Source organism: Desulfurella sp. (genome assembly GCF_049977265.1).
GTDB lineage: Bacteria > Campylobacterota_A > Desulfurellia > Desulfurellales > Desulfurellaceae > Desulfurella.
The window spans coordinates 1-17540 of sequence record NZ_JBMFGQ010000034.1 but is presented as its reverse complement, the minus strand read 5'-3'; the positions used below and the strand labels follow the sequence as shown (position 1 = coordinate 17540).

26 protein-coding genes and 1 pseudogene are annotated in these 17540 nt (G+C 33.0%); 14 read left to right on the top strand and 13 right to left on the bottom strand.

The window, feature by feature from the left end:
• From ACP5FO_RS06955 to ACP5FO_RS06910, 10 genes are all read right to left on the bottom strand, one after another.
• Positions 1 to 192: winged helix-turn-helix domain-containing protein (locus ACP5FO_RS06955; RefSeq protein ID WP_428157242.1), on the bottom strand; the 192-nt coding region annotated here is incomplete at its 3' end.
• Positions 193 to 207: 15 nt separating this feature from the next.
• Positions 208 to 681, bottom strand: a complete 474-nt coding sequence (locus tag ACP5FO_RS06950) for an HIT family protein (protein WP_092129391.1) — start codon at positions 679 to 681, stop codon at positions 208 to 210.
• Complete coding sequence (mqnC, locus tag ACP5FO_RS06945) at positions 678 to 1706, bottom strand: cyclic dehypoxanthinyl futalosine synthase (RefSeq protein WP_428107638.1); 1029 nt, start codon at positions 1704 to 1706, stop codon at positions 678 to 680. Before mqnC ends, ACP5FO_RS06950 begins: the two co-directional genes overlap by 4 nt.
• Positions 1703 to 2770 carry an aminofutalosine synthase MqnE gene (gene mqnE / locus ACP5FO_RS06940; RefSeq protein ID WP_428157241.1) on the bottom strand — a complete coding sequence of 356 codons (1068 nt, stop codon included), beginning with the start codon at positions 2768 to 2770 and terminating at the stop codon, positions 1703 to 1705. Before mqnE ends, mqnC begins: the two co-directional genes overlap by 4 nt.
• 3 nt (positions 2771 to 2773) lie before the next feature.
• Positions 2774 to 4033, bottom strand: coding sequence for a 3-phosphoshikimate 1-carboxyvinyltransferase (aroA, locus tag ACP5FO_RS06935; protein ID WP_428157240.1), 1260 nt, complete (start codon positions 4031 to 4033; stop codon positions 2774 to 2776).
• A complete protein-coding gene (locus ACP5FO_RS06930) occupies positions 4021 to 4530 on the bottom strand; it encodes a hypothetical protein (protein WP_428107648.1) in 510 nt (169 codons plus the stop codon). Before ACP5FO_RS06930 ends, aroA begins: the two co-directional genes overlap by 13 nt.
• Before the next feature lie 3 nt (positions 4531 to 4533).
• Positions 4534 to 5016: a KdsC family phosphatase gene (locus ACP5FO_RS06925; protein ID WP_428157239.1), complete on the bottom strand. Its 483-nt coding sequence runs from the start codon at positions 5014 to 5016 to the stop codon at positions 4534 to 4536.
• Positions 5016 to 5981 carry a KpsF/GutQ family sugar-phosphate isomerase gene (locus tag ACP5FO_RS06920; RefSeq protein WP_428107655.1) on the bottom strand — a complete coding sequence of 322 codons (966 nt, stop codon included), beginning with the start codon at positions 5979 to 5981 and terminating at the stop codon, positions 5016 to 5018. Before ACP5FO_RS06920 ends, ACP5FO_RS06925 begins: the two co-directional genes overlap by 1 nt.
• Entirely contained in the window at positions 5978 to 6466 is a 489-nt protein-coding gene (locus tag ACP5FO_RS06915) for a hypothetical protein (protein WP_428107657.1), read from the bottom strand. The genes ACP5FO_RS06920 and ACP5FO_RS06915 overlap by 4 nt, the downstream gene beginning before the upstream one ends.
• Positions 6457 to 6723 (bottom strand): acylphosphatase, encoded by a 267-nt coding sequence (locus ACP5FO_RS06910; protein ID WP_428107711.1) that lies wholly within the window; start codon positions 6721 to 6723, stop codon positions 6457 to 6459. The genes ACP5FO_RS06915 and ACP5FO_RS06910 overlap by 10 nt, the downstream gene beginning before the upstream one ends.
• Positions 6724 to 6849: 126 nt before the next feature.
• On the opposite strand from ACP5FO_RS06910, the gene rplM reads away from it, so the two are divergent.
• The 11 genes from rplM to rd (ACP5FO_RS06855) all read left to right on the top strand — a co-directional run bounded on the left by rplM (position 6850) and on the right by rd (ACP5FO_RS06855) (position 13489).
• Positions 6850 to 7284 carry a 50S ribosomal protein L13 gene (gene rplM, locus ACP5FO_RS06905; RefSeq protein ID WP_428107660.1) on the top strand — a complete coding sequence of 145 codons (435 nt, stop codon included), beginning with the start codon at positions 6850 to 6852 and terminating at the stop codon, positions 7282 to 7284.
• 2 nt (positions 7285 to 7286) lie between these two features.
• Entirely contained in the window at positions 7287 to 7676 is a 390-nt protein-coding gene (rpsI, locus tag ACP5FO_RS06900; protein ID WP_428107665.1) for a 30S ribosomal protein S9, read from the top strand.
• Between the two features lie 9 nt (positions 7677 to 7685).
• Positions 7686 to 8693, top strand: coding sequence for an N-acetyl-gamma-glutamyl-phosphate reductase (argC, locus tag ACP5FO_RS06895; RefSeq protein WP_428107668.1), 1008 nt, complete (start codon positions 7686 to 7688; stop codon positions 8691 to 8693).
• Positions 8690 to 9892, top strand: a complete 1203-nt coding sequence (gene argJ, locus ACP5FO_RS06890; RefSeq protein WP_428107672.1) for a bifunctional glutamate N-acetyltransferase/amino-acid acetyltransferase ArgJ — start codon at positions 8690 to 8692, stop codon at positions 9890 to 9892. The genes argC and argJ overlap by 4 nt, the downstream gene beginning before the upstream one ends.
• Before the next feature lie 62 nt (positions 9893 to 9954).
• Positions 9955 to 10065 carry an RCKP-type rubredoxin-like domain-containing protein gene (locus tag ACP5FO_RS06885; RefSeq protein ID WP_025391424.1) on the top strand — a complete coding sequence of 37 codons (111 nt, stop codon included), beginning with the start codon at positions 9955 to 9957 and terminating at the stop codon, positions 10063 to 10065.
• Positions 10066 to 10067: 2 nt separating this feature from the next.
• Positions 10068 to 10571: a rubrerythrin family protein gene (locus ACP5FO_RS06880; protein WP_428107675.1), complete on the top strand. Its 504-nt coding sequence runs from the start codon at positions 10068 to 10070 to the stop codon at positions 10569 to 10571.
• 11 nt (positions 10572 to 10582) lie between these two features.
• On the top strand, positions 10583 to 11254 hold the full coding sequence (gene rd / locus ACP5FO_RS06875) for a rubredoxin (protein WP_428107680.1): 672 nt from the start codon (positions 10583 to 10585) through the stop codon (positions 11252 to 11254).
• 12 nt (positions 11255 to 11266) lie between these two features.
• Positions 11267 to 11626 carry a class II SORL domain-containing protein gene (locus ACP5FO_RS06870; RefSeq protein WP_428107683.1) on the top strand — a complete coding sequence of 120 codons (360 nt, stop codon included), beginning with the start codon at positions 11267 to 11269 and terminating at the stop codon, positions 11624 to 11626.
• Between the two features lie 56 nt (positions 11627 to 11682).
• Positions 11683 to 12891 (top strand): FprA family A-type flavoprotein, encoded by a 1209-nt coding sequence (locus tag ACP5FO_RS06865; RefSeq protein WP_428107686.1) that lies wholly within the window; start codon positions 11683 to 11685, stop codon positions 12889 to 12891.
• A complete protein-coding gene (locus ACP5FO_RS06860) occupies positions 12888 to 13325 on the top strand; it encodes a ferritin-like domain-containing protein (protein ID WP_428107690.1) in 438 nt (145 codons plus the stop codon). Before ACP5FO_RS06865 ends, ACP5FO_RS06860 begins: the two co-directional genes overlap by 4 nt.
• Positions 13322 to 13489, top strand: coding sequence for a rubredoxin (gene rd, locus ACP5FO_RS06855; RefSeq protein ID WP_428107694.1), 168 nt, complete (start codon positions 13322 to 13324; stop codon positions 13487 to 13489). The genes ACP5FO_RS06860 and rd (ACP5FO_RS06855) overlap by 4 nt, the downstream gene beginning before the upstream one ends.
• 45 nt (positions 13490 to 13534) lie before the next feature.
• Here the strand turns inward: rd (ACP5FO_RS06855) and ACP5FO_RS06850 are convergent, their stop codons facing one another.
• The 3 genes from ACP5FO_RS06850 to ACP5FO_RS06840 form a co-directional block, all read right to left on the bottom strand.
• On the bottom strand, positions 13535 to 13978 hold the full coding sequence (locus tag ACP5FO_RS06850) for a YMGG-like glycine zipper-containing protein (RefSeq protein WP_428107697.1): 444 nt from the start codon (positions 13976 to 13978) through the stop codon (positions 13535 to 13537).
• Positions 13979 to 14049: 71 nt separating this feature from the next.
• A complete protein-coding gene (locus ACP5FO_RS06845; RefSeq protein ID WP_428107700.1) occupies positions 14050 to 15612 on the bottom strand; it encodes a DHA2 family efflux MFS transporter permease subunit in 1563 nt (520 codons plus the stop codon).
• 98 nt (positions 15613 to 15710) lie between these two features.
• A complete protein-coding gene (locus ACP5FO_RS06840; protein WP_428107702.1) occupies positions 15711 to 16055 on the bottom strand; it encodes a cupin domain-containing protein in 345 nt (114 codons plus the stop codon).
• Positions 16056 to 16269: 214 nt separating this feature from the next.
• Here ACP5FO_RS06840 and ACP5FO_RS06835 point away from each other — a divergent pair, with 214 nt between their 5' ends.
• The 3 genes and pseudogenes from ACP5FO_RS06835 to ACP5FO_RS06825 form a co-directional block, all read left to right on the top strand.
• A complete protein-coding gene (locus ACP5FO_RS06835) occupies positions 16270 to 16689 on the top strand; it encodes a hypothetical protein (protein ID WP_428157238.1) in 420 nt (139 codons plus the stop codon).
• A 63-nt stretch (positions 16690 to 16752) separates the two neighbouring features.
• Positions 16753 to 17403: a hypothetical protein gene (locus ACP5FO_RS06830; RefSeq protein ID WP_428107707.1), complete on the top strand. Its 651-nt coding sequence runs from the start codon at positions 16753 to 16755 to the stop codon at positions 17401 to 17403.
• A pseudogene (locus tag ACP5FO_RS06825) lies at positions 17327 to 17540 on the top strand (hypothetical protein); the annotation flags it as partial. The gene ACP5FO_RS06830 and the pseudogene ACP5FO_RS06825, both read left to right, overlap by 77 nt.

Genomic DNA, 17540 nt, shown 5'->3' with positions numbered 1-17540 from the left:
TGATTTTGCTAAAGTATTTATTTCTTTTACAATATCCCATGCAGCTTTGTAGCTCATTTTCATATCTTTTGCTGCTTTTGATATAGAACCATACTCATCAATTTTTTTCAAAAGCTCGACTTTACCTTTGCCTAAAAAATTCTTATTGTCAATATCAATCCATATTCTACCCAATACTTTTTTTTCTTCCAATAGAAAACTCCTTTTTTATGATTTGTAATTTGCTTTATCGTATATTACATATCTAATGCCGCCTGTTGGGTTTGGCACATCGTTAAAGTATCTTGGAATAAGATGAAAATGCAAATGACTTATGGTTTGTCCTGCGGCTTGACCTTCATTGAGTCCAAAATTGTAGCCATCAGGTTTTTTTGAAATGTATGAACTTTTTAGCGCATTTTCTATAAAATCAAGAGATTTTTCGTTTATAGGACTAAGGTTTTCATATAAATCCTTTAAGTCATTTTTCTCAATGAATTCTTTTGATTTTGATATGGCTTTTTTCAAATAAAAAAAGTCATTATCGCTTAAATCTTCAATTGATTCAATGTGTTTTATTGGTATTATCAGCATATGACCTGGATTTACGGGGAATTTGTCTAAAATTACAAAAAATTTATCATTTTCAAATAACACGTCGCTTTTTTGTTCGTAAATCTTACAAAATAAACATTCTTTCATAAATACCTCACTATTTCATAGTTTGTTGTTCTAAGTGCAGGAATAAATCCTGCCTGTTTTATAAGAGTGGCTAATTCTTCAACTGTTGAAGTTACTCTAAATCCAGCTTGAGCCATAACATTTTCCTCAAATAACAAACTACCTAAATCATTTGCACCAAAGTAAAGCGCCACCTGACCAATTTGTTTTCCCTGCGATGCCCACGAAGCTTGAATATTTTCGACATTATCCAAATAAATGCGTGTTATGGCAAGTATTTTGAGATAATCAATACCGCTTGCTTTTTTTGTAACAAGCTTTTTTAATGCCGTATTTTCTGGCTTAAAATCCCATGCAATAGCTGCTCTAAAACCAGATGTTTCATCTTGCAACCTCCTTATATTTTCAAGATGTTCTATAATATCTTCTTTTGTTTCGATATGGCCAAACATCATTGTAGCGGTAGTTTTTAATCCTGTATTGTGTGCTGCTTTCATAATTTCAAGCCATCTATCAGTGCTAATCTTTTTTGGCGAGATTTTCTTTCGTACATGCTCAGATAGTATTTCTGCACCACCACCTGGCATGGTTTGTAGTCCTGCTTTTTTTAAGTCTTCAAATACCTCTTTTGGGCTTTTGTTTGTAATTTTGCACATAAGATCAATTTCTGGTGGTGAAAATGCATGTACATGTATGCCTATATTTGATAGTTCTTCAACCATTTTTATGTAGTAGCTATACTCAATTTCTGGGTTTAGACCACCCTGGATCAAAACTGTGCTAAGACCAAGCTCTTTTGCTGCAATGGCTTTTTGTTTTAATTGCTCTATACTTAGAACATAAGCGTCTTTATCATTTTTATTTCTATAAAATGCGCAAAAAGAGCATTTGGTCTCGCATATATTTGTATAGTTAATATTCGTATCTGCAATGAATGTAACAAGCTTTGTAGGATGTTTTTCAAATCTTGCTTTATGAGCTAGTCTAGCCAGTTCTATAAGGTCAAGTTCAAACAATTCAAGTGCTTCTTTTTTTGATATTCTCATTCATACACCTTAATTTCATTATATAAAGCATCTCTTAATACTGGCACAAAACCTGCATTTTTAACCATTTCAATAATTTTTTCGCTTACAAGTCCACTTGCACTTTTTGCACCTGCTGCATGAAAAATGTTTTCTTTTTCAATAGTGCCATCAATATCATCTGCACCAAAATGCAAGCCAACCTGAGATATGCTATCTGACATCATTACCCAATAAGCTTTTATATGTTCAAAATTATCTAAAATAATTCTTGATATAGCAAGTACTCTTAATTGCTCAATGGCGCTTTTCTTTTGAATGTTTCCTTCAAATAATGTATTTTCTGGGTGAAACAACAATGGAACAAAGCATAGAAAGCCTTTTGTTTTTTCTTGAAGTTGTCTTAGTTTGAATAGATGGTCAATAATTTCTTCTTTTGTTTCGATATGGCCAAAAAGAAGCGTTGCATTGCTTTTTATACCCATACTGTGAGCGAGTTCATGAATATAAGCCCACTTTTCAAATCCAATTTTTTTTGGGTATAACTTTTTTCTTACACGTTCACTAAAAACTTCTGCACCGCCACCTGGCATGGTTTGCAAACCCGCTTTTTTTAATTGTTCTAAAACTTCTGTGTGACTTAGAGAGCTGATTTTAGAGAAAAAATCAATTTCGGCTGCCGTAAAAGCTTTAATATTGGCTGATGGCGCAGCTTTTTTTACCGTCTCCAATAATTTTATATAGTATGAAAAATCAAGTTTTGGGTTCAAAGCGCCAACAATGTGTACTTCTTTTAAGTTTTCAATACCAGATAATTCTTTTTCAACCTGTTCAAAACTCATTGTATAGGCATCTTTGTCGCCTTCGTTTCTATAAAATGCACACATTAGACACTTTGATGAGCAGATATTTGTGTAGTTTATATGCTTATTTATGGTAAAATACACTTTATTGCCAGTTTTTGACAATTTTATTTTTTTGGCAATTTGAGCTAGGTCTAAAAAGTCAGCTTTTTCAAATAAATCTAAAGCTTCTTTGTAAGAAATAGGCTCATTTTGATATTTTTCAATTAATGCAGTTTTCATAAATTAACTCCCTAAATATTTCAGATGTTCAAAAAAATTTGGATAAGAGGTTGCAGGTGATTTTGTTTCGGATAATTCAATGTCATATCCAAGCGCTTTTAGTGTAGAAAAGCTCATTGTAATGCGATGATCAAAATAGGTTTCAATGTAGGCTTTTTGTAAGTTTTTCGTGGGTTCTATCTCAAAACCATCTTCAAATTCTTCAACTTTTACGCCCAATTTTTTTAAATTTTCAACAATTGATTTAATACGGTCACTTTCTTTAACTCTTAATTCTTTTGCATCTTTCAGTATACTTTTGCCGTCTGCAAACAAACCTAGTATTGATAATATTGGTATCTCATCAATTAGTGCAGGTAAAATTTTGCCATCAATGTAAAATGGTTTTAAATCGGGCGAATATTTAACTAAAATATCTGCAACTTCTTCGCCACACATGATTTTTTTATTTAATATTTCATAATTTACACCCATTTGACTAAAAACTTTTAATAATCCAGTACGTGTTGGATTAACTAAACAATCTACAAATACTGCCTCACAATCTGGTTTTAATGCACACATTACCATAAAAAATGCGCAAGATGAAATATCTGCTGGTACATCTAATTCAAAGCCGCCAGTTAATTCTCTATATTTATCCAGAGAAACTTTGTTGTCTTTAACAATTATATCTACACCAAACTGTTTTAACATTATTTCTGTGTGATTTCTGGATACTTGTGGTTCACTAAATTCTACATTTTCATCTGTGTATAGTCCTGCAATCAAGACTGCCGATTTTACTTGAGCTGATGATATTTTGGAAGTATAATTAATGCCTTTTAGCTTGTCTTTGCCAAATATTGCAAGTGGTGCTAAAAAATTTTTTCTTGATAGGATAGTTGTCCCCATTTGTGTTAATGGTTCAATAATGCGTTTCATTGGTCTATTTCTTAGTGAGTTATCACCAGTTAAAATACTTAAAAAACTCTGACCAGCACACACCGCGCTTATTAATCTGATGCCTGTACCGGAATTACCTAAATCAATGGCATCAAAAGGTTCTTTTAAGTATTTACCTGTGCTTTTAATTGTTACTTTATTTTTGTCTATATTTATATCTACGCCTAATTTTTTAAAGGCTTCAAGCGTGTTTAATGTATCCTGTGCAAATAAATAGTTTTTTATTGTCGTTTTTCCAGATGCAATACTGGAAAAAATTGCACTTCTGTGAGAAATTGATTTATCCGAAGCGCATCTTAGAGTTTTTACTTTATCCATACATCCGCCTTATATACCACTAAAGTATTTGTGTTTTTGTTGTAAGAAAAACCATTTGATTTTTTTATATCAATTTTTTCTGATTCTAAGCGGGTTTTTGTGTTTGAGGATAAAGTTTCGTTTGCATTATCCCAGTAAGCTTTTTGAGTTTTTACTACAAAATTTTTACCTTTAGCTGTGCAATTGCCTATAAGCGAAGCGTTATTGTTCTGGTAAATATATACTTCATTTGCTGATATTTTAAACTCTGTTTTGCCTTTGTTAAAAAAAGAAGCATTTTTGGCAAAAATAGTAGAACCAATATATTGAGCAAATGACGCATTTACTATTTGAGTTGAATTATCAGAAAGCCTTATTATATGAATATCTTCTGCATAAGAGCTAATTTGAGTTTTTTGTTTTTGTGCTGTTTGAATATTAAACACACTTTTTGATATATACATAATTAAAATAATGCTTATAATGCCAAGAATAATTTCTGTACCTCTAACCCACATCTGTTAATCCCAAAAGTTTTTAAAACCATTGATTTTCAAAATTTCTTCTACTATTTCTCTAACTGCCCCTCTGCCACCATTTTTTGAAGAAATATAGCTTGCTGCCATTTTAACTTTTAGGTGGGCATCATTTGGTGCTGCGCTAAAACCGCATCTTTCCATTGGTTTAATATCAATAATATCATCACCAATGTAGGCAATTTCTGAGTAGTCTACATTGTAATAATTTTTTATATATTCAAGAGCCTGTGTTTTATCCAATTGGTTTTGAATGCATAATTCAACGTTAAGCTCTTTTGCTCTTTGCGTTGTAACCTTGGAGTATCTGCCAGAAATAAATGCTATTTTTAAACCTAAATTCTGGGCTATGTGAAAGATATGGCCATCTTTCACATCAAAAAATTTATATTCTGCGCCATTTTCGTCAATAATAATCCTGCCATCAGTTAAGACACCATCAACATCCATTACAATAACTTTTATCACTATATGACACCTGCTTTCATTATATCGTGAATATGTATAACGCCAATAATTTTATTATTTTCACACACAGCAAGACTTGTAATTGAGTAACTTTGCATCATATTGGCAGCTTTAATTGCAAGTGCCTTTTTTTCAATTATTTTTGGATTTTTTGTCATCATATCTTTAGCTTTAAGGCTAAAAACTTCACTTTTGTATTTTTCTAAAATCCTTCTTAGATCTCCATCTGTAATAACACCAAAAAGTGTCAAAGAATCATCTACTACAAAGGCAACGCCTAAGCGTTTTGAAGAAATCTCGTAAAGTACCTGTTCAAAGCCATCGTCTAAATAAACAGTAGGCAATTCTTTACCTTTATGCATTAGATCTTCTGAAAATGTAAGTAATTTTTTACCAATAGAACCACCTGGATGAAGCATTGCAAAATCTTCGTCTTTGAAGCCCCTTTTTACAATAAGACCGCAAGCTATGAGATCACCAATTACAAGCGCAGTTGTGGTGGAAGCCATGGGTACAAGTTTAATTGGCGAGGCTTCTTCTTCAATGCTTGCATCCAAAATAAAATCACTTAAATTTGCAAGCTCAGAATTTGTATTTCCAATAATTGAAATAATTTTTAAACCCATTCTTTTGATAGGACTAACTAAACCAAGTATTTCAGCAGTATTACCTGAATTTGATAAAAAAACAACCAAATCATTGGGCTTTAGCATACCAAGATCGCCATGGTATGCATCCGTTGGGTGAATAAATATCGAAGCAACACCTATGCTTGATAAAGTTGAAGCTATTTTTCTTGCAATAAGGCCTGATTTGCCAACCCCAAGAAAAATTATTCTACCACTGCAGTTGTCTATTTGATTAATAATTTCCACAAATGAATCATCTAGTATTTTTTCTATTTTTTTTACTGCTTTTAACTGCTGGTTCAGAGATTTTTTCAAAGAATCAAGCAAGTTGTTCATTGTTTTAAATTTTTACCTAAATTGCTGACCTTTTTATGAAGCAGACTATCAAAAGGTCTTTTTTGTAAAGCTTTAGTAAGATAATCAAGTGCTTTTTGAGCATCGCCCATCTTTTCGAATATCTCGCCAAGCATTATATCGCTGTATGTACTATCACCTGTTAAGGAATCAAGTAAGACCGTTTGTTCATTATAATCTATTTCATCTATACTAAACTCTTCGTAAGAAATTTCATGATCAAAAAAATAATCTATCATATTTTTTTGCGAGGTTTGATCTGATAGCAAGAAATATTTAAATAAATCTTTTGCTTCAATGTAGCCGTTTGCTATGGAGTCCACACAAATAATACCAAAATAAGCTATTTGGGAAAAATTACTATCATGATTGTTTAAAAGCATAAAATAACTTTTTGCTAGTTGGAATTTATCAGAAAAAAAAGATTCAACTGCTTTTTCAAGGATTGTTTCATACTCTACAGCCATATACTAAACCCCTCGTAATTGTTTTTTTCTGAGTCTTTAATTTCAACATTTTCAACTATTGCTCGTTTTGGACCAATTTTACAAGCACTTATGTATTGAGCAATGAGTTCTTTTTCGCCACACACAACACTTTCTACTATATTAGTGCCTACGTTTCTTACATATCCACTAAGTCCTAATTCTTTTGCTATATTTTCAAGGTATGCTCTAAAACCAACATTTTGCACTTTTCCTGATATTATAATAAATTTACACATGTTCACACTTATTATTTTACTCAAAGAATTCAATTAATCAAGAGCAATTCTTTATTGAAAAAGTAATTGACAAATCGACTTCAATCGATTAATATAAGAGTTGTCTTATTTTATGGGAGGAATTTGATGAAAAGCTTTGTGGCAGAAAGCGATGTTTTAAACAAAAAATGGTTTTTGATAGACGCAAAAGGGGTAGTTCTTGGTGATTTGTGCGTTAAAATTGCCAATATCATCAGAGGTAAAAATAAACCGACCTTTACGCCAAACGTTGATTGTGGTGATTTTGTTGTAGTTATCAATGCTAAGGATATAGCGTTAACAGGTAAAAAACTTGATCAGAAAAAATATTTTACGCATAGCGGTTATATGGGTGGTATAAAGGAGATTAAAGCAAGGAAATTGTTGGCTAAGAATCCAGAGCGCATGATTAAACATGGCGTATGGGGTATGTTGCCAAAGAATAGATTATCAAATAGACTTATCGATAAAGTAAAAGTTTATTCTGATGAAAATCATCCTCATAAAGCTCAAAAACCGCAAGAAATAAAAGTGGGAGAATAAGTATGGATAAATATTATGCTACCGGTAAAAGAAAAACAGCTGTTAGTAAGGTTTGGATGAAAGAAGGTAGTGGTATTGTTCGTATAAATGGTAAAACATTGAATGAATATTTTGGAGGTTTAGATAGTTTAAAGCTCGTAGTAGAACAACCTATGAAAACTACTGGGTACGAAACGAAACTAGACTGCGATTGTCAGGTATCAGGTAGTGGCCTTTCTGCACAAGCGCAAGCAATAAGACATGGCATAAGCAGGGCTTTAGTTATGTTTGACCCACAAGCTCGCACTATTTTAAAACCTTTAGGCTTTTTAACTAGAGATCAGCGCAGCGTAGAAAGAAAAAAGTATGGCTTAAAAAAGGCACGCAAATCTTTCCAATGGTCAAAGCGATAAAATTTATTTATGCTACGTGTTGGCATAATTGGTGTAAGCGGCTTTACAGGTTTAGAACTTGTCAAGTTGCTTTTGCACCATCCTTTGGTTGAAATAGATTATTTAGCATCAAGAAGTCATGTAGGGCAACCCTTAAGTGACGTTTTTCCTTCTTTAAAAAATATTTGTGATAAAATAATAGAACCCATAGATGAAAATAAATTTAGTAGGTTAGATGTGGTATTTTTGGCTTTACCGCATGGCGTTTCAATGGAGCTTGCCTGTAAGCTATTTGGTAAGGTTCGCATTATTGATTTAAGCGCAGATTTTAGGTTACCGAAAGATTTGTATGAAAAGTGGTATAAACCACACTTGTGCCCCGATTTAATAAAAGAAGCAGTTTATGGTCTACCTGAATTAAATAGAGAAAAAATTAAAAAAGCTTCACTTATTGCAAACCCTGGCTGTTATGCAACAGCCAGTATTTTGGCTGTACTGCCTTTTTTAGATATTATTGAAAGTGATATTATTATTGATGCAAAAAGCGGTGTAACTGGAGCTGGCAAATCGCTAAGGGAAGATTTGCTTTTTAGTGAAATTGAGTCTTCTTTTAAAGCCTATTCGCCTGCAAAGCATCGCCATCAACCAGAAATAGAATATACGCTGAGCTTATTTGAGAGTGTAAATGTAACATTTGTTCCACACTTGCTTCCAATAAATAGAGGGATTTTGGCTACTGCATATGCAGGTTTAGTTGACAAATCTGATGAAGAATTTTTATTTGAAAAACTTGAAAAGTTCTATTTAAACGAGCCTTTTGTTAGAGTATCAAAAATGTTGCCACAAATAAACAACTGCACGGGTACAAATTTTTGTGATGTATCTTTTGCACTTGATAAAGCAAATAAAAGGATTATTATTATTAGCGTTATTGATAATTTACTTAAAGGTGCAAGTTCTCAGGCTGTACAGAATATGAATGTAATGTTTGGTATAAATGAGGAGGAAGGCTTGGATTTAAAGCCATATTACCCATGAATTGTAAAGTTACACATGAAGGTTTTGATGTTTTTGATAGCATTAAGACATCAGCGATTAGATCTGGTATTAAGAAAAAAGGAGATGATTTAGCTTTAATATTTTTTGAAAAAAAAGCAACGTTTGCATCAGTATTTACAACTAACAAAGTTAAAGCACATTGTGTATTATATGATGAAGAGCTTTGCAAAACACAAGAATATATTAGGTCAATACTGATAAACAGTGGTAACGCCAACGCTTGCAATATAAATGGTGCTCAAGCTATCAAAGAGATAATAAAAGAACTATCCAGAGAATTTAATATTGGCGATAATGAAGTATTTATAGCTCAAACGGGTATTATTGGTGAGGAATTTCCTACAAAAAAAGTAACAAATGCTTTAACAAAGCTTAAAATAAATTTAGGTAAAAATTCACAAATTTTAGCCAGAGCTATTTTAACTACAGATAAAAATCCAAAAATTATATCAATGGAGTGCGAATACGCTGGTGTGATATTTCATATAGGTGCTGTGGCAAAAGGTGCTGGCATGATCCAGCCTAATATGGCTACTATGTTATCTTTTATTGCTACTGATTTAAGATTGAGCAAAAATTCACTAAAATCTGCACTAAAAGAAGCTGTGGATAAATCATTCAATAGGATCAGTGTTGATGGTGATATGTCAACAAATGATACAGTGCTCCTTGTTTCTACCAATGAAATTGGCGAACTAATTAGCGAAGAGAATGAATTTTACAGGTATTTTGTTGATAAATTAACAGAATGTTGTATATACTTGGCAAAAGAGATTATAAAAGATGGTGAAGGAGCAACAAAATTTTGTGAAGTTTTAGTGTTTGGTGCAAATACAGATGAGGATGCACAAAGGATAGCTCGTAGTGTTGCTAATTCACAATTAGTGAAAACGGCAATTTATGGCAAAGATCCAAACTGGGGTAGAATTATTGCAGCGGTTGGCTATTCTGGTGCCAATATGGATGTAGAGAAATTAGAAATTAAAATTGGAGATATAACTGTTTTTTCATGGGGAAAACCTCAAGAGTTTAATAAAGTCGCTCTTTTAGAATATATGAGAGAAAATAATTCTATAAAGATATACATAAATTTAAATATTGGTGGCTCTAATTTTAATTTGTATTTTAGCGATTTGACAAACGAATATATAAAAATTAACGCACAATATCATACTTGAGTCTTGACTTTCTGATAATTATTATTAAAATTTAATAAGATCGAAACTCAAGGAGGCGTTAAATGGCAGTTTACAAATGTGAAAAATGCGGTTATGAGAAAGAGTCTAAGTGTAAACCAAGAAAATGCCCGCAATGTGGAAGCAAAGATTCATTTAAGAAAAAGGAGGTATAAGTATGGCAAAGATGACAGAAAGATTTTTGTGGGAGGCGTTTGCTGGTGAATCGCAGGCGCATATGAAGTATTTAAATTTTGCAAAAGCAGCGGAAAAAGAAGGAAAGACAAACATTGCAAGACTTTTTAAGGCAATAAGTCAAGCTGAAGTAATACATGCATCAGGGCACTTCAAATTACTAAGCGGTGTTGGCTCAACGCTTGATAATGTAAAAAGTGCATGGGAAGGCGAAAATTTTGAAAGTGAAGAGATGTATCCTGCTTATGAAGCTGTAGCAAAAGAGCAAAACCAAGATAAGGCAGCCAAGTGGATTAATCAAGTTTTGCAGGTAGAAAAAGACCACAGAAGTTTGTATGAAAAAGCCAAAGAAGCTCTAGAGCAAAATAAAGACGCAGATTTCAAAGATATATTTTTATGTAGCGTATGTGGTTATGTAGCATTAGATAAAGCACCAGATAAATGTCCAGTATGTGGCGCACCAGCTAGCGCTTTTGAAAAATTTTAAAGAAGTTTATTATGAATGAAAAAGCACTTTTTTTAATTAATTATGGATTGTATATAGTAGGTTCCAAAAAGGATAACTTAATTAATGCCCAAATTTCAAATACTGCATTTCAAATTACAGATAATCCCAATACTATAGCCATATCTATTAATAAATCCAACTATACTCATGAATTTATTGAAACAAGCAAATTATTCACTATTTCTATAATAGCTAAAACGGCACCTTTATCACTTATTGGCAATTTCGGTTTTAAAAGTGGCAGAAATATTGATAAATTTGAAAAAATAAGCCATCTGCTTACAAAAAATGGAATACCTGTTGTGCTTGAGCATACATTGGGGTTTATAGAATGTCGTGTTATAAGCAGTTTGGATGTATTTACGCATACACTTTATATTGGCCAGGTAATTGATGCCGATATATTTAAGAAAGAAGAACCAATGACTTATGCGTATTATCATGAGATTAAAAATGCTCAGGCACCAAAATCTACACCAATTCACGAAGAATCAAAAATTAGAAAAAAATATGTTTGCAAAGTATGCGGTTGGGTTTATGATCCGGAAGTTGGCGACCCAGATGGCGGCATAAAACCAGGTACTGAATTTGAAGATATACCAGATACTTGGATATGTCCAGTTTGTGGGGCAGCAAAAAGTGATTTTGAATTATTAAAATAAAAGGAGGTTTTTATGTCAAAGTTAGCAGATTTTGTTAAATATGAGGCAGATGAAAAAAAAGAAAAACACGTACCATCAATTGATGCGCCAAGTACAGTTAAAAAAGGTGAATTTTTTAGCGTAACCGTGACTGTAGGCAAAGATATACCGCATCCAAATACAAAAGAGCACTATATTGGATGGATCGAAGGTTTTGTTGTACCAAAAAGTGGCGTAGCAAAATCAATAGGAAAGTTTATTTTTGAACCAGAAGTAACAGATTCTACAGCAACTTTCAGGATTAGACTTGAAGAAGATGCAACGCTTTTTGCCTGGGGTTACTGCAATATTCACGGTGTATGGGAAAATTCAAAAGATATAAAAGTAGAATAGATTAAGTTCTAAAGCACATGCTAAAAAGCATGTGCTTTTTTATCAGGAGGCAAACTTTGAAAGCAGGAAGAGACCCATTTGAGGTAAAAGATGACATATACTGGGTTGCGACACTTGATCCCGAATTAAAGATATTTGATATCATAATGCGCACAGCACATGGCTCAACATATAATTCTTATTTGGTTAAAGGCACAAACAAAAAGGCTATAATTGATGCAGTGAAAGAACCTTTTTTTGAAGGTTTTCTTGAAAATTTAGAAAAATTAAATGTCAAGCCAGAAGAAATTGATTATTTGGTTGTAAATCACAACGAGCCAGATCACTCAGGTGCGTTGCCTAAATTACTAGAGTATATGCCAAATGTTACTCTTATTGTTAGCAAACAAGGCAAAGTTTTTCTTGACAATATAATTAACAATAAGGATTTTAAGTGTATAGAAGCAGATGATAATCTAGAGATTGATCTTGGTGGAAAAACACTAAAATTCATAATTGCTCCTTTTGTGCATTGGCCAGATACAATGTTTACTTATATACCACAAAGTAAGGTACTTTTTACATGTGACTTTTTAGGTAGCCATTTTTGCGATGAGAGGATGATTGATACACAAGTAGAAGATTTTTCTGAAGATTTTAGGTTTTACTTTGATGGCATAATGAGACCGTTTAAAGAGTATGTATTGCAACACATAGAAAAAATTGAAAAGCTTGATATAGACATAATAGCACCGAGTCATGGCCCAATACTTACGCAACCAAAACACTATATCGAGCTATATAAAAAATGGTCTCAACCTATGCAGGAAAAGTTAGCTGCTGTGCTTTATGTTTCTGCATACGGCTATACGAAGAAATTGGCTCAAGAAATAGCACGCGGGATACAATCAGAAGGTGTAAAAGTAATAACAAAAGATATTGTTGATGTTATTGAAAAAGAAAAACCGTACCTTTTGGATACAGTGCAAAGAGCATCTTTAGTTGCTGTAGGCTCTCCTACAATAAATGGAGATGCGGTAGAGCCCATTTGGGAATTTTTATCAAGTCTTGCTACAATTAAAATTAGAGGCAAGATGGGTTTTGCTTTTGGCTCTTTCGGTTGGAGCGGCGAAGCATCAAAGCTTATTACCCAAAGGATGAAGGATATAAAGTTTACTATGCCACTTGAGCCATTCAGGATAAGATTTAGACCAACTGATCAAGATTTACAAAAAGCATTTGAGATTGGCAAACAATTAGCTCAAAAAGTCAAGGAGATGCCATGAGCCAAAAAATAATTGACATTTTAAACGAAGCTATCCAGTCAGAGATTGGTGCTATTATGCAATATATGGCTGGTCACTATAGAATGCCAAAAGATAAACATCCGGTCGTTAGAGAAATGCTTGAGCGTATTTCTGTTGAAGAAATGAAACATGCGGAAAGTTTTTCCAAACGTGTAGTAGCACTTGGAGGAAGGGAAGCCATAACGCCAGACATGGTTCACTTTTCTAACGATTTAGTTGAAATAATAGACTTAAACGAAAAAGCAGAAGATGGCGCTATAGAAATGTACCAAAAACACATAAAGGTGTGCGAACAAGAAAATGATCTTGAAACAAAAGCTATTTATGAAGATGTTTTAAAAGATGAGATAAGACATAAAAAGATATTTGCAGCATTTAAGAAACTTTTAGAGTCAAACCAGGAGGGTTTATGAAAAAATACAAATGCAAAGTATGTGGCTACATTTATGATCCTGAAAAAGGTGACCCTGACGCAGATGTTCCACCTGGCACACCTTTTGAGACACTTCCTGACGATTGGGAATGTCCAGTATGCGGGGCTGCTAAAGTAGATTTTGAGCCTTACGAAGAAGAGTAAATTGTTTGCCAGCAAAGCGCTTTTTAAGTACTTTGCTGGCTTTTTTTATTGTGCAGGACAGACTTCTTTTACTATATTGCTTATTAGCTGGCCGTTTTGCCAGGTTTTGATTCTAACCTTTTTGCAACCTGTTTGAGGATTGTAGCCAATTGGTTCTGCTTTTACAACACCTTGTGTTCCGTCGTTTGTTGTTGTTTGATATTGTACTGGCTGATTGTATTGGGCTGCTTGCTGAGCAGACTGAGATTGTATTTGAGACAATGTGTAACCAGCCACAGCACCTAAAGCCGCACCTATTGCGCCACCTTTCCATCTATTGTCTGGACTCAATAAAGCACCAGCCACAGCACCTAGTAATGCACCAGTACCAGCACCTTGATAACCTTGCTGTGTAGGTTGCTGCATGGTTTGACAACTTGTCAAGCTTAAACTTGTTGTCGCAAGAGTAGCTACTAATCCAAAACTCACAATTTTGTTTCTAAGATTCATCACTTCCTCCTTTCAGTTTTTAATATTATATGTTTATAATCCCATAAAGTCAAATCAAGGTAAACTAAAAACTACATTTCTGATATAATTATTTTTTGAGTTTTTTGTGTTTTAGTTTTAATAAATGGCAAGAAAAACAGAAATACCAATATAACCCACATCATAATGTGGAAATCATCCTGGAAAGCCATTATAGCACTTTGTGTATTAATAGCTTTGTTAATTAAACCAATTGCCTTATGGTAGGCGAGACTTGGGTCAAAACCAAAATAATAAAACAAGTAGCTTTGCAATGTATTTATGTAGTGGAGAAAAATAGGGTTCGAGTTGGAAATATTTTGTACAAGTGCATCTCTTTGAAAAGCTTCACGATGAGCTAGCATAGTAGAAGCCATAAGCGATATACCAAAACTCCCGCCAATGCTTCTTGTAAAATTTAACACCCCACTTGCTTCACCCATATCCTCGTTTTTTAAAAATATAAAAGCTACTACATTGATAGGAATAAAGATCAGCGGTAAACCAAAACCGATAAGTACTCGTCCAAGAAGCAAAAAATAGGGTGAAGCGGTAAGATTTATTTGTTCCATGAGATATAATGCGTAAAAACCAATTAATACGCCGAAAAATATCAGCGCTTTAAAGCCGATTTTTTTTGATACTTTTCCAATAACAATAACCATAAGTAAGCTTGCAATACCGCCTGGCATCATAATAAGACCACTTTTATAAGCATCGTAGTTCATTAATGTTTGCATAAGCTCTGGTAAAAGAGTTAACGTAACAAAAAACAAAAATCCCAAAAAAAACATAGCAAGTGTTGCTATAGCGTAGTTTCTATCTTTAAGTAAACTCATTCTGATAATTGGTTTGTCTGAAAAATAATTTTTTATTAAAAACATTGAAATGAAGAAAAAACTCAAAAGGGCCAAAATTACAATAAAATTTGAATTAAACCAATCATCTTCCTGTCCTCTATCTAGCATTACCTGAAGTGCACCAATACCTATTGCAATAAAGCTTAAAGCCACATAATCTAATTTTAGAGTTTTATTTGCTTTTGCATATGGTGGATCAAATATAAACATTAGTGTCATTATTGTTGCTAATATGCCAAATGGTACATTAATTAAAAACATCCATCTCCATGAGTAACTATCTACAATCCACCCGCCTATTACAGGTCCCAAAATAGGGGCAAATATAACGCCAATTGAAAAAATACTCATGGCTTGGGCTCTTTTTTCTAAAGGAAAACTCTCCATTAGTATTGCTTGGGATATGGGTTGCAAACCACCACCCGCAAAACCCTGTATAGCCCTAAATAGTAATAATAAATCAAGAGTTGGAGCAATACCACACAAAAAAGAACTCACAGTAAAACCAATTATACTTATAAGAAAGTAATTTTTTCTGCCAAATTTATTTCCAAGAAAACCTGTTATAGGTAAAATTATACCACTGGCAGCTAGATAAACGGTGAGTGTCCAGGTAGCATCATCTGTTGTTACAGATAATGGTCCTGCCATGTAAGAAAGCGCCACAGTAACAATAGAGGTATCCATGAGCACCATAAAAGTAGGTAGCATAACAGTTAATGCTATAATGTATGGATTAACTTTTCTATCTTCCATTTTTTATCCTTTGCAAACAAAAACACTACAAAAATTATGACAACTCGTTAATATATAAGCATTTCAGTAAAAATCAAGGAAAAAGGTATTTTGGTTTCTTACGTATGGGGTATAATACATAGAAATTTTAATAATTTGTCACTATTATTCTTGTAAGAATGTTCTATATTAGGTTCAATAAAGACTGCTGAGTTTTTAGAAACATGTTTAGTAATATTTCCAGCAGTAATTTCACACTCTCCATCTAATATAAAAATTTCATGTTCCCATGGATGAAAGTGTGCTGGAATTTCTGTGTGAGGTTGCATTTCAAAATAGCGCATAGCAAAATTTGGTGCACCATCTTCTTTTTTTATGAGCCATCTAATACTAACACCAGATACAATTTTACCATTAAATTCTACTGGTTGATTTTGTAAGCTTTCTAAATTTACAATTTTCATACACTCTCCAATTTTTTAAAAAGCATTCATTTTTAAATAACTAACTTTTTTTACAATATTTTTTGGTTTTTGTCAAATAAACAAATAATAAATACCGAAAAAATAAAGCTAAGGTTCATAAATTTTGCTTGACAACTTTGCTAATACGTGAAATAAAAACTAATGTTAGATTTAAAACAAATTCAAATATAATTTATTTAAAGGAGATTTCAAAATGCTTTGGAACAATAAATTCTCAAACAACGATTTAGAAGCTTTGCATACTTTTGAAAAGAAAGTAAAGGCAGGCAAGGGCAATTCTGTAGAGGTGTACTTTACCGATATTTCAACGGCAAGGTCTATTTTTAAGGATATAATATCAAAACAGCAAGCAAAAAATATCATTGCAGACAGTTCAGGTTTAACAAGGAGTTTCTTGGAAGAATCTTTGCTTGATGAATCTTTAAATATTTATTTTGATGGAGACAAATATACTGCAAATGCTGCAGATATAGGTATAAGCGAAATGGAGTTTGCCATAGCTGAAAGTGGCAGTTTGGTTGAGCTATCAGATTTCAGCCCATGTTCCAGACCCACTTCCTCTCTTTACACTGTTAAATTAGCAATATCTTGCTTTTCAGGCTTTATTTTGTAGCCATGTATTATTATTTTATACTTGATATATTGGTTTTATTATGACACTACGTGTTTATGTACATTGCAGAAGTGTCAACAAAAAGAAGAGACGGCAGTATTTCTCATATGTGTATACTCTTTTAGAGAGTCATACAGAGAAAACGGAAAAGTAAAACACAAAACTATAGCAAACCTAACACATATTTCAAAAGACTTCATAGAAAATCTAAAGTTTTTATTAAAGCAAGAAAAATCAAAAGAGCCTTTTACAACAGATATCATCTCTAATATAACACAGAAAGAAAGCTTTGGTACTGTATATGTAGTATACACTCTTTTAAAGCGCTTAGGCGTTGTTGAAGTTTTAGAGTCTTTGAAAGATGAAAAACAATCAAAGCTTGCTTTATGGCATATCATTGCAAGGGCAATTGAACACGACTGTATATTAAACTCTGTAATGCTTGCAAAGACAAATTGTGCTTGCAGTGTGGTTCAGATTAAAGAAAGCTTTAATGAAGATGATTTGTATGAAAATCTAAAGTGGCTTTCTAAAATCCAAAGCCAAGCCGAAAAAAGACTCTTTAAACTAAGTCATGATTCAAACAATGAACTGTTTTTATACGACATAACCTCAAGCTATTTGGAAGGACAGTATAATGCTTTTGCATTATACGGCTACAACAGAGACAAAAAAGAAGGCAAAAAAACAAATAGTTGTTGGACTGCTTTGTGACGTTAAAGGAGAGCCTGTATCAGTAGAAGTCTTTGAAGGCACCACAAGAGATTTTTCTACAGTAAAAAACCAGATAGAAAAACTTTCCAGTGAGTTTGGATGCAAAAGGGTAACCCATCTTCGTCACTTTAGTGCAG

Bases quoted from the DNA above. Each gene is read 5' to 3' on its own strand.
- ACP5FO_RS06950 (WP_092129391.1), bottom strand. From the start codon at position 681: ATGAAAGAATGTTTATTTTGTAAGATTTACGAACAAAAAAGCGACGTG.
- mqnC (WP_428107638.1), bottom strand. From the start codon at position 1,706: ATGAGAATATCAAAAAAAGAAGCACTTGAATTGTTTGAACTTGACCTT.
- mqnE (WP_428157241.1), bottom strand. From the start codon at position 2,770: ATGAAAACTGCATTAATTGAAAAATATCAAAATGAGCCTATTTCTTAC.
- aroA (WP_428157240.1), bottom strand. From the start codon at position 4,033: ATGGATAAAGTAAAAACTCTAAGATGCGCTTCGGATAAATCAATTTCT.
- ACP5FO_RS06930 (WP_428107648.1), bottom strand. From the start codon at position 4,530: ATGTGGGTTAGAGGTACAGAAATTATTCTTGGCATTATAAGCATTATT.
- ACP5FO_RS06920 (WP_428107655.1), bottom strand. From the start codon at position 5,981: ATGAACAACTTGCTTGATTCTTTGAAAAAATCTCTGAACCAGCAGTTA.
- ACP5FO_RS06915 (WP_428107657.1), bottom strand. From the start codon at position 6,466: ATGGCTGTAGAGTATGAAACAATCCTTGAAAAAGCAGTTGAATCTTTT.
- ACP5FO_RS06910 (WP_428107711.1), bottom strand. From the start codon at position 6,723: ATGTGTAAATTTATTATAATATCAGGAAAAGTGCAAAATGTTGGTTTT.
- rplM (WP_428107660.1), top strand. From the start codon at position 6,850: ATGAAAAGCTTTGTGGCAGAAAGCGATGTTTTAAACAAAAAATGGTTT.
- rpsI (WP_428107665.1), top strand. From the start codon at position 7,287: ATGGATAAATATTATGCTACCGGTAAAAGAAAAACAGCTGTTAGTAAG.
- argC (WP_428107668.1), top strand. From the start codon at position 7,686: ATGCTACGTGTTGGCATAATTGGTGTAAGCGGCTTTACAGGTTTAGAA.
- argJ (WP_428107672.1), top strand. From the start codon at position 8,690: ATGAATTGTAAAGTTACACATGAAGGTTTTGATGTTTTTGATAGCATT.
- ACP5FO_RS06885 (WP_025391424.1), top strand. From the start codon at position 9,955: ATGGCAGTTTACAAATGTGAAAAATGCGGTTATGAGAAAGAGTCTAAG.
- ACP5FO_RS06880 (WP_428107675.1), top strand. From the start codon at position 10,068: ATGGCAAAGATGACAGAAAGATTTTTGTGGGAGGCGTTTGCTGGTGAA.
- rd (WP_428107680.1), top strand. From the start codon at position 10,583: ATGAATGAAAAAGCACTTTTTTTAATTAATTATGGATTGTATATAGTA.
- ACP5FO_RS06870 (WP_428107683.1), top strand. From the start codon at position 11,267: ATGTCAAAGTTAGCAGATTTTGTTAAATATGAGGCAGATGAAAAAAAA.
- ACP5FO_RS06860 (WP_428107690.1), top strand. From the start codon at position 12,888: ATGAGCCAAAAAATAATTGACATTTTAAACGAAGCTATCCAGTCAGAG.
- rd (WP_428107694.1), top strand. From the start codon at position 13,322: ATGAAAAAATACAAATGCAAAGTATGTGGCTACATTTATGATCCTGAA.
- ACP5FO_RS06850 (WP_428107697.1), bottom strand. From the start codon at position 13,978: ATGAATCTTAGAAACAAAATTGTGAGTTTTGGATTAGTAGCTACTCTT.
- ACP5FO_RS06845 (WP_428107700.1), bottom strand. From the start codon at position 15,612: ATGGAAGATAGAAAAGTTAATCCATACATTATAGCATTAACTGTTATG.
- ACP5FO_RS06840 (WP_428107702.1), bottom strand. From the start codon at position 16,055: ATGAAAATTGTAAATTTAGAAAGCTTACAAAATCAACCAGTAGAATTT.
- ACP5FO_RS06835 (WP_428157238.1), top strand. From the start codon at position 16,270: ATGCTTTGGAACAATAAATTCTCAAACAACGATTTAGAAGCTTTGCAT.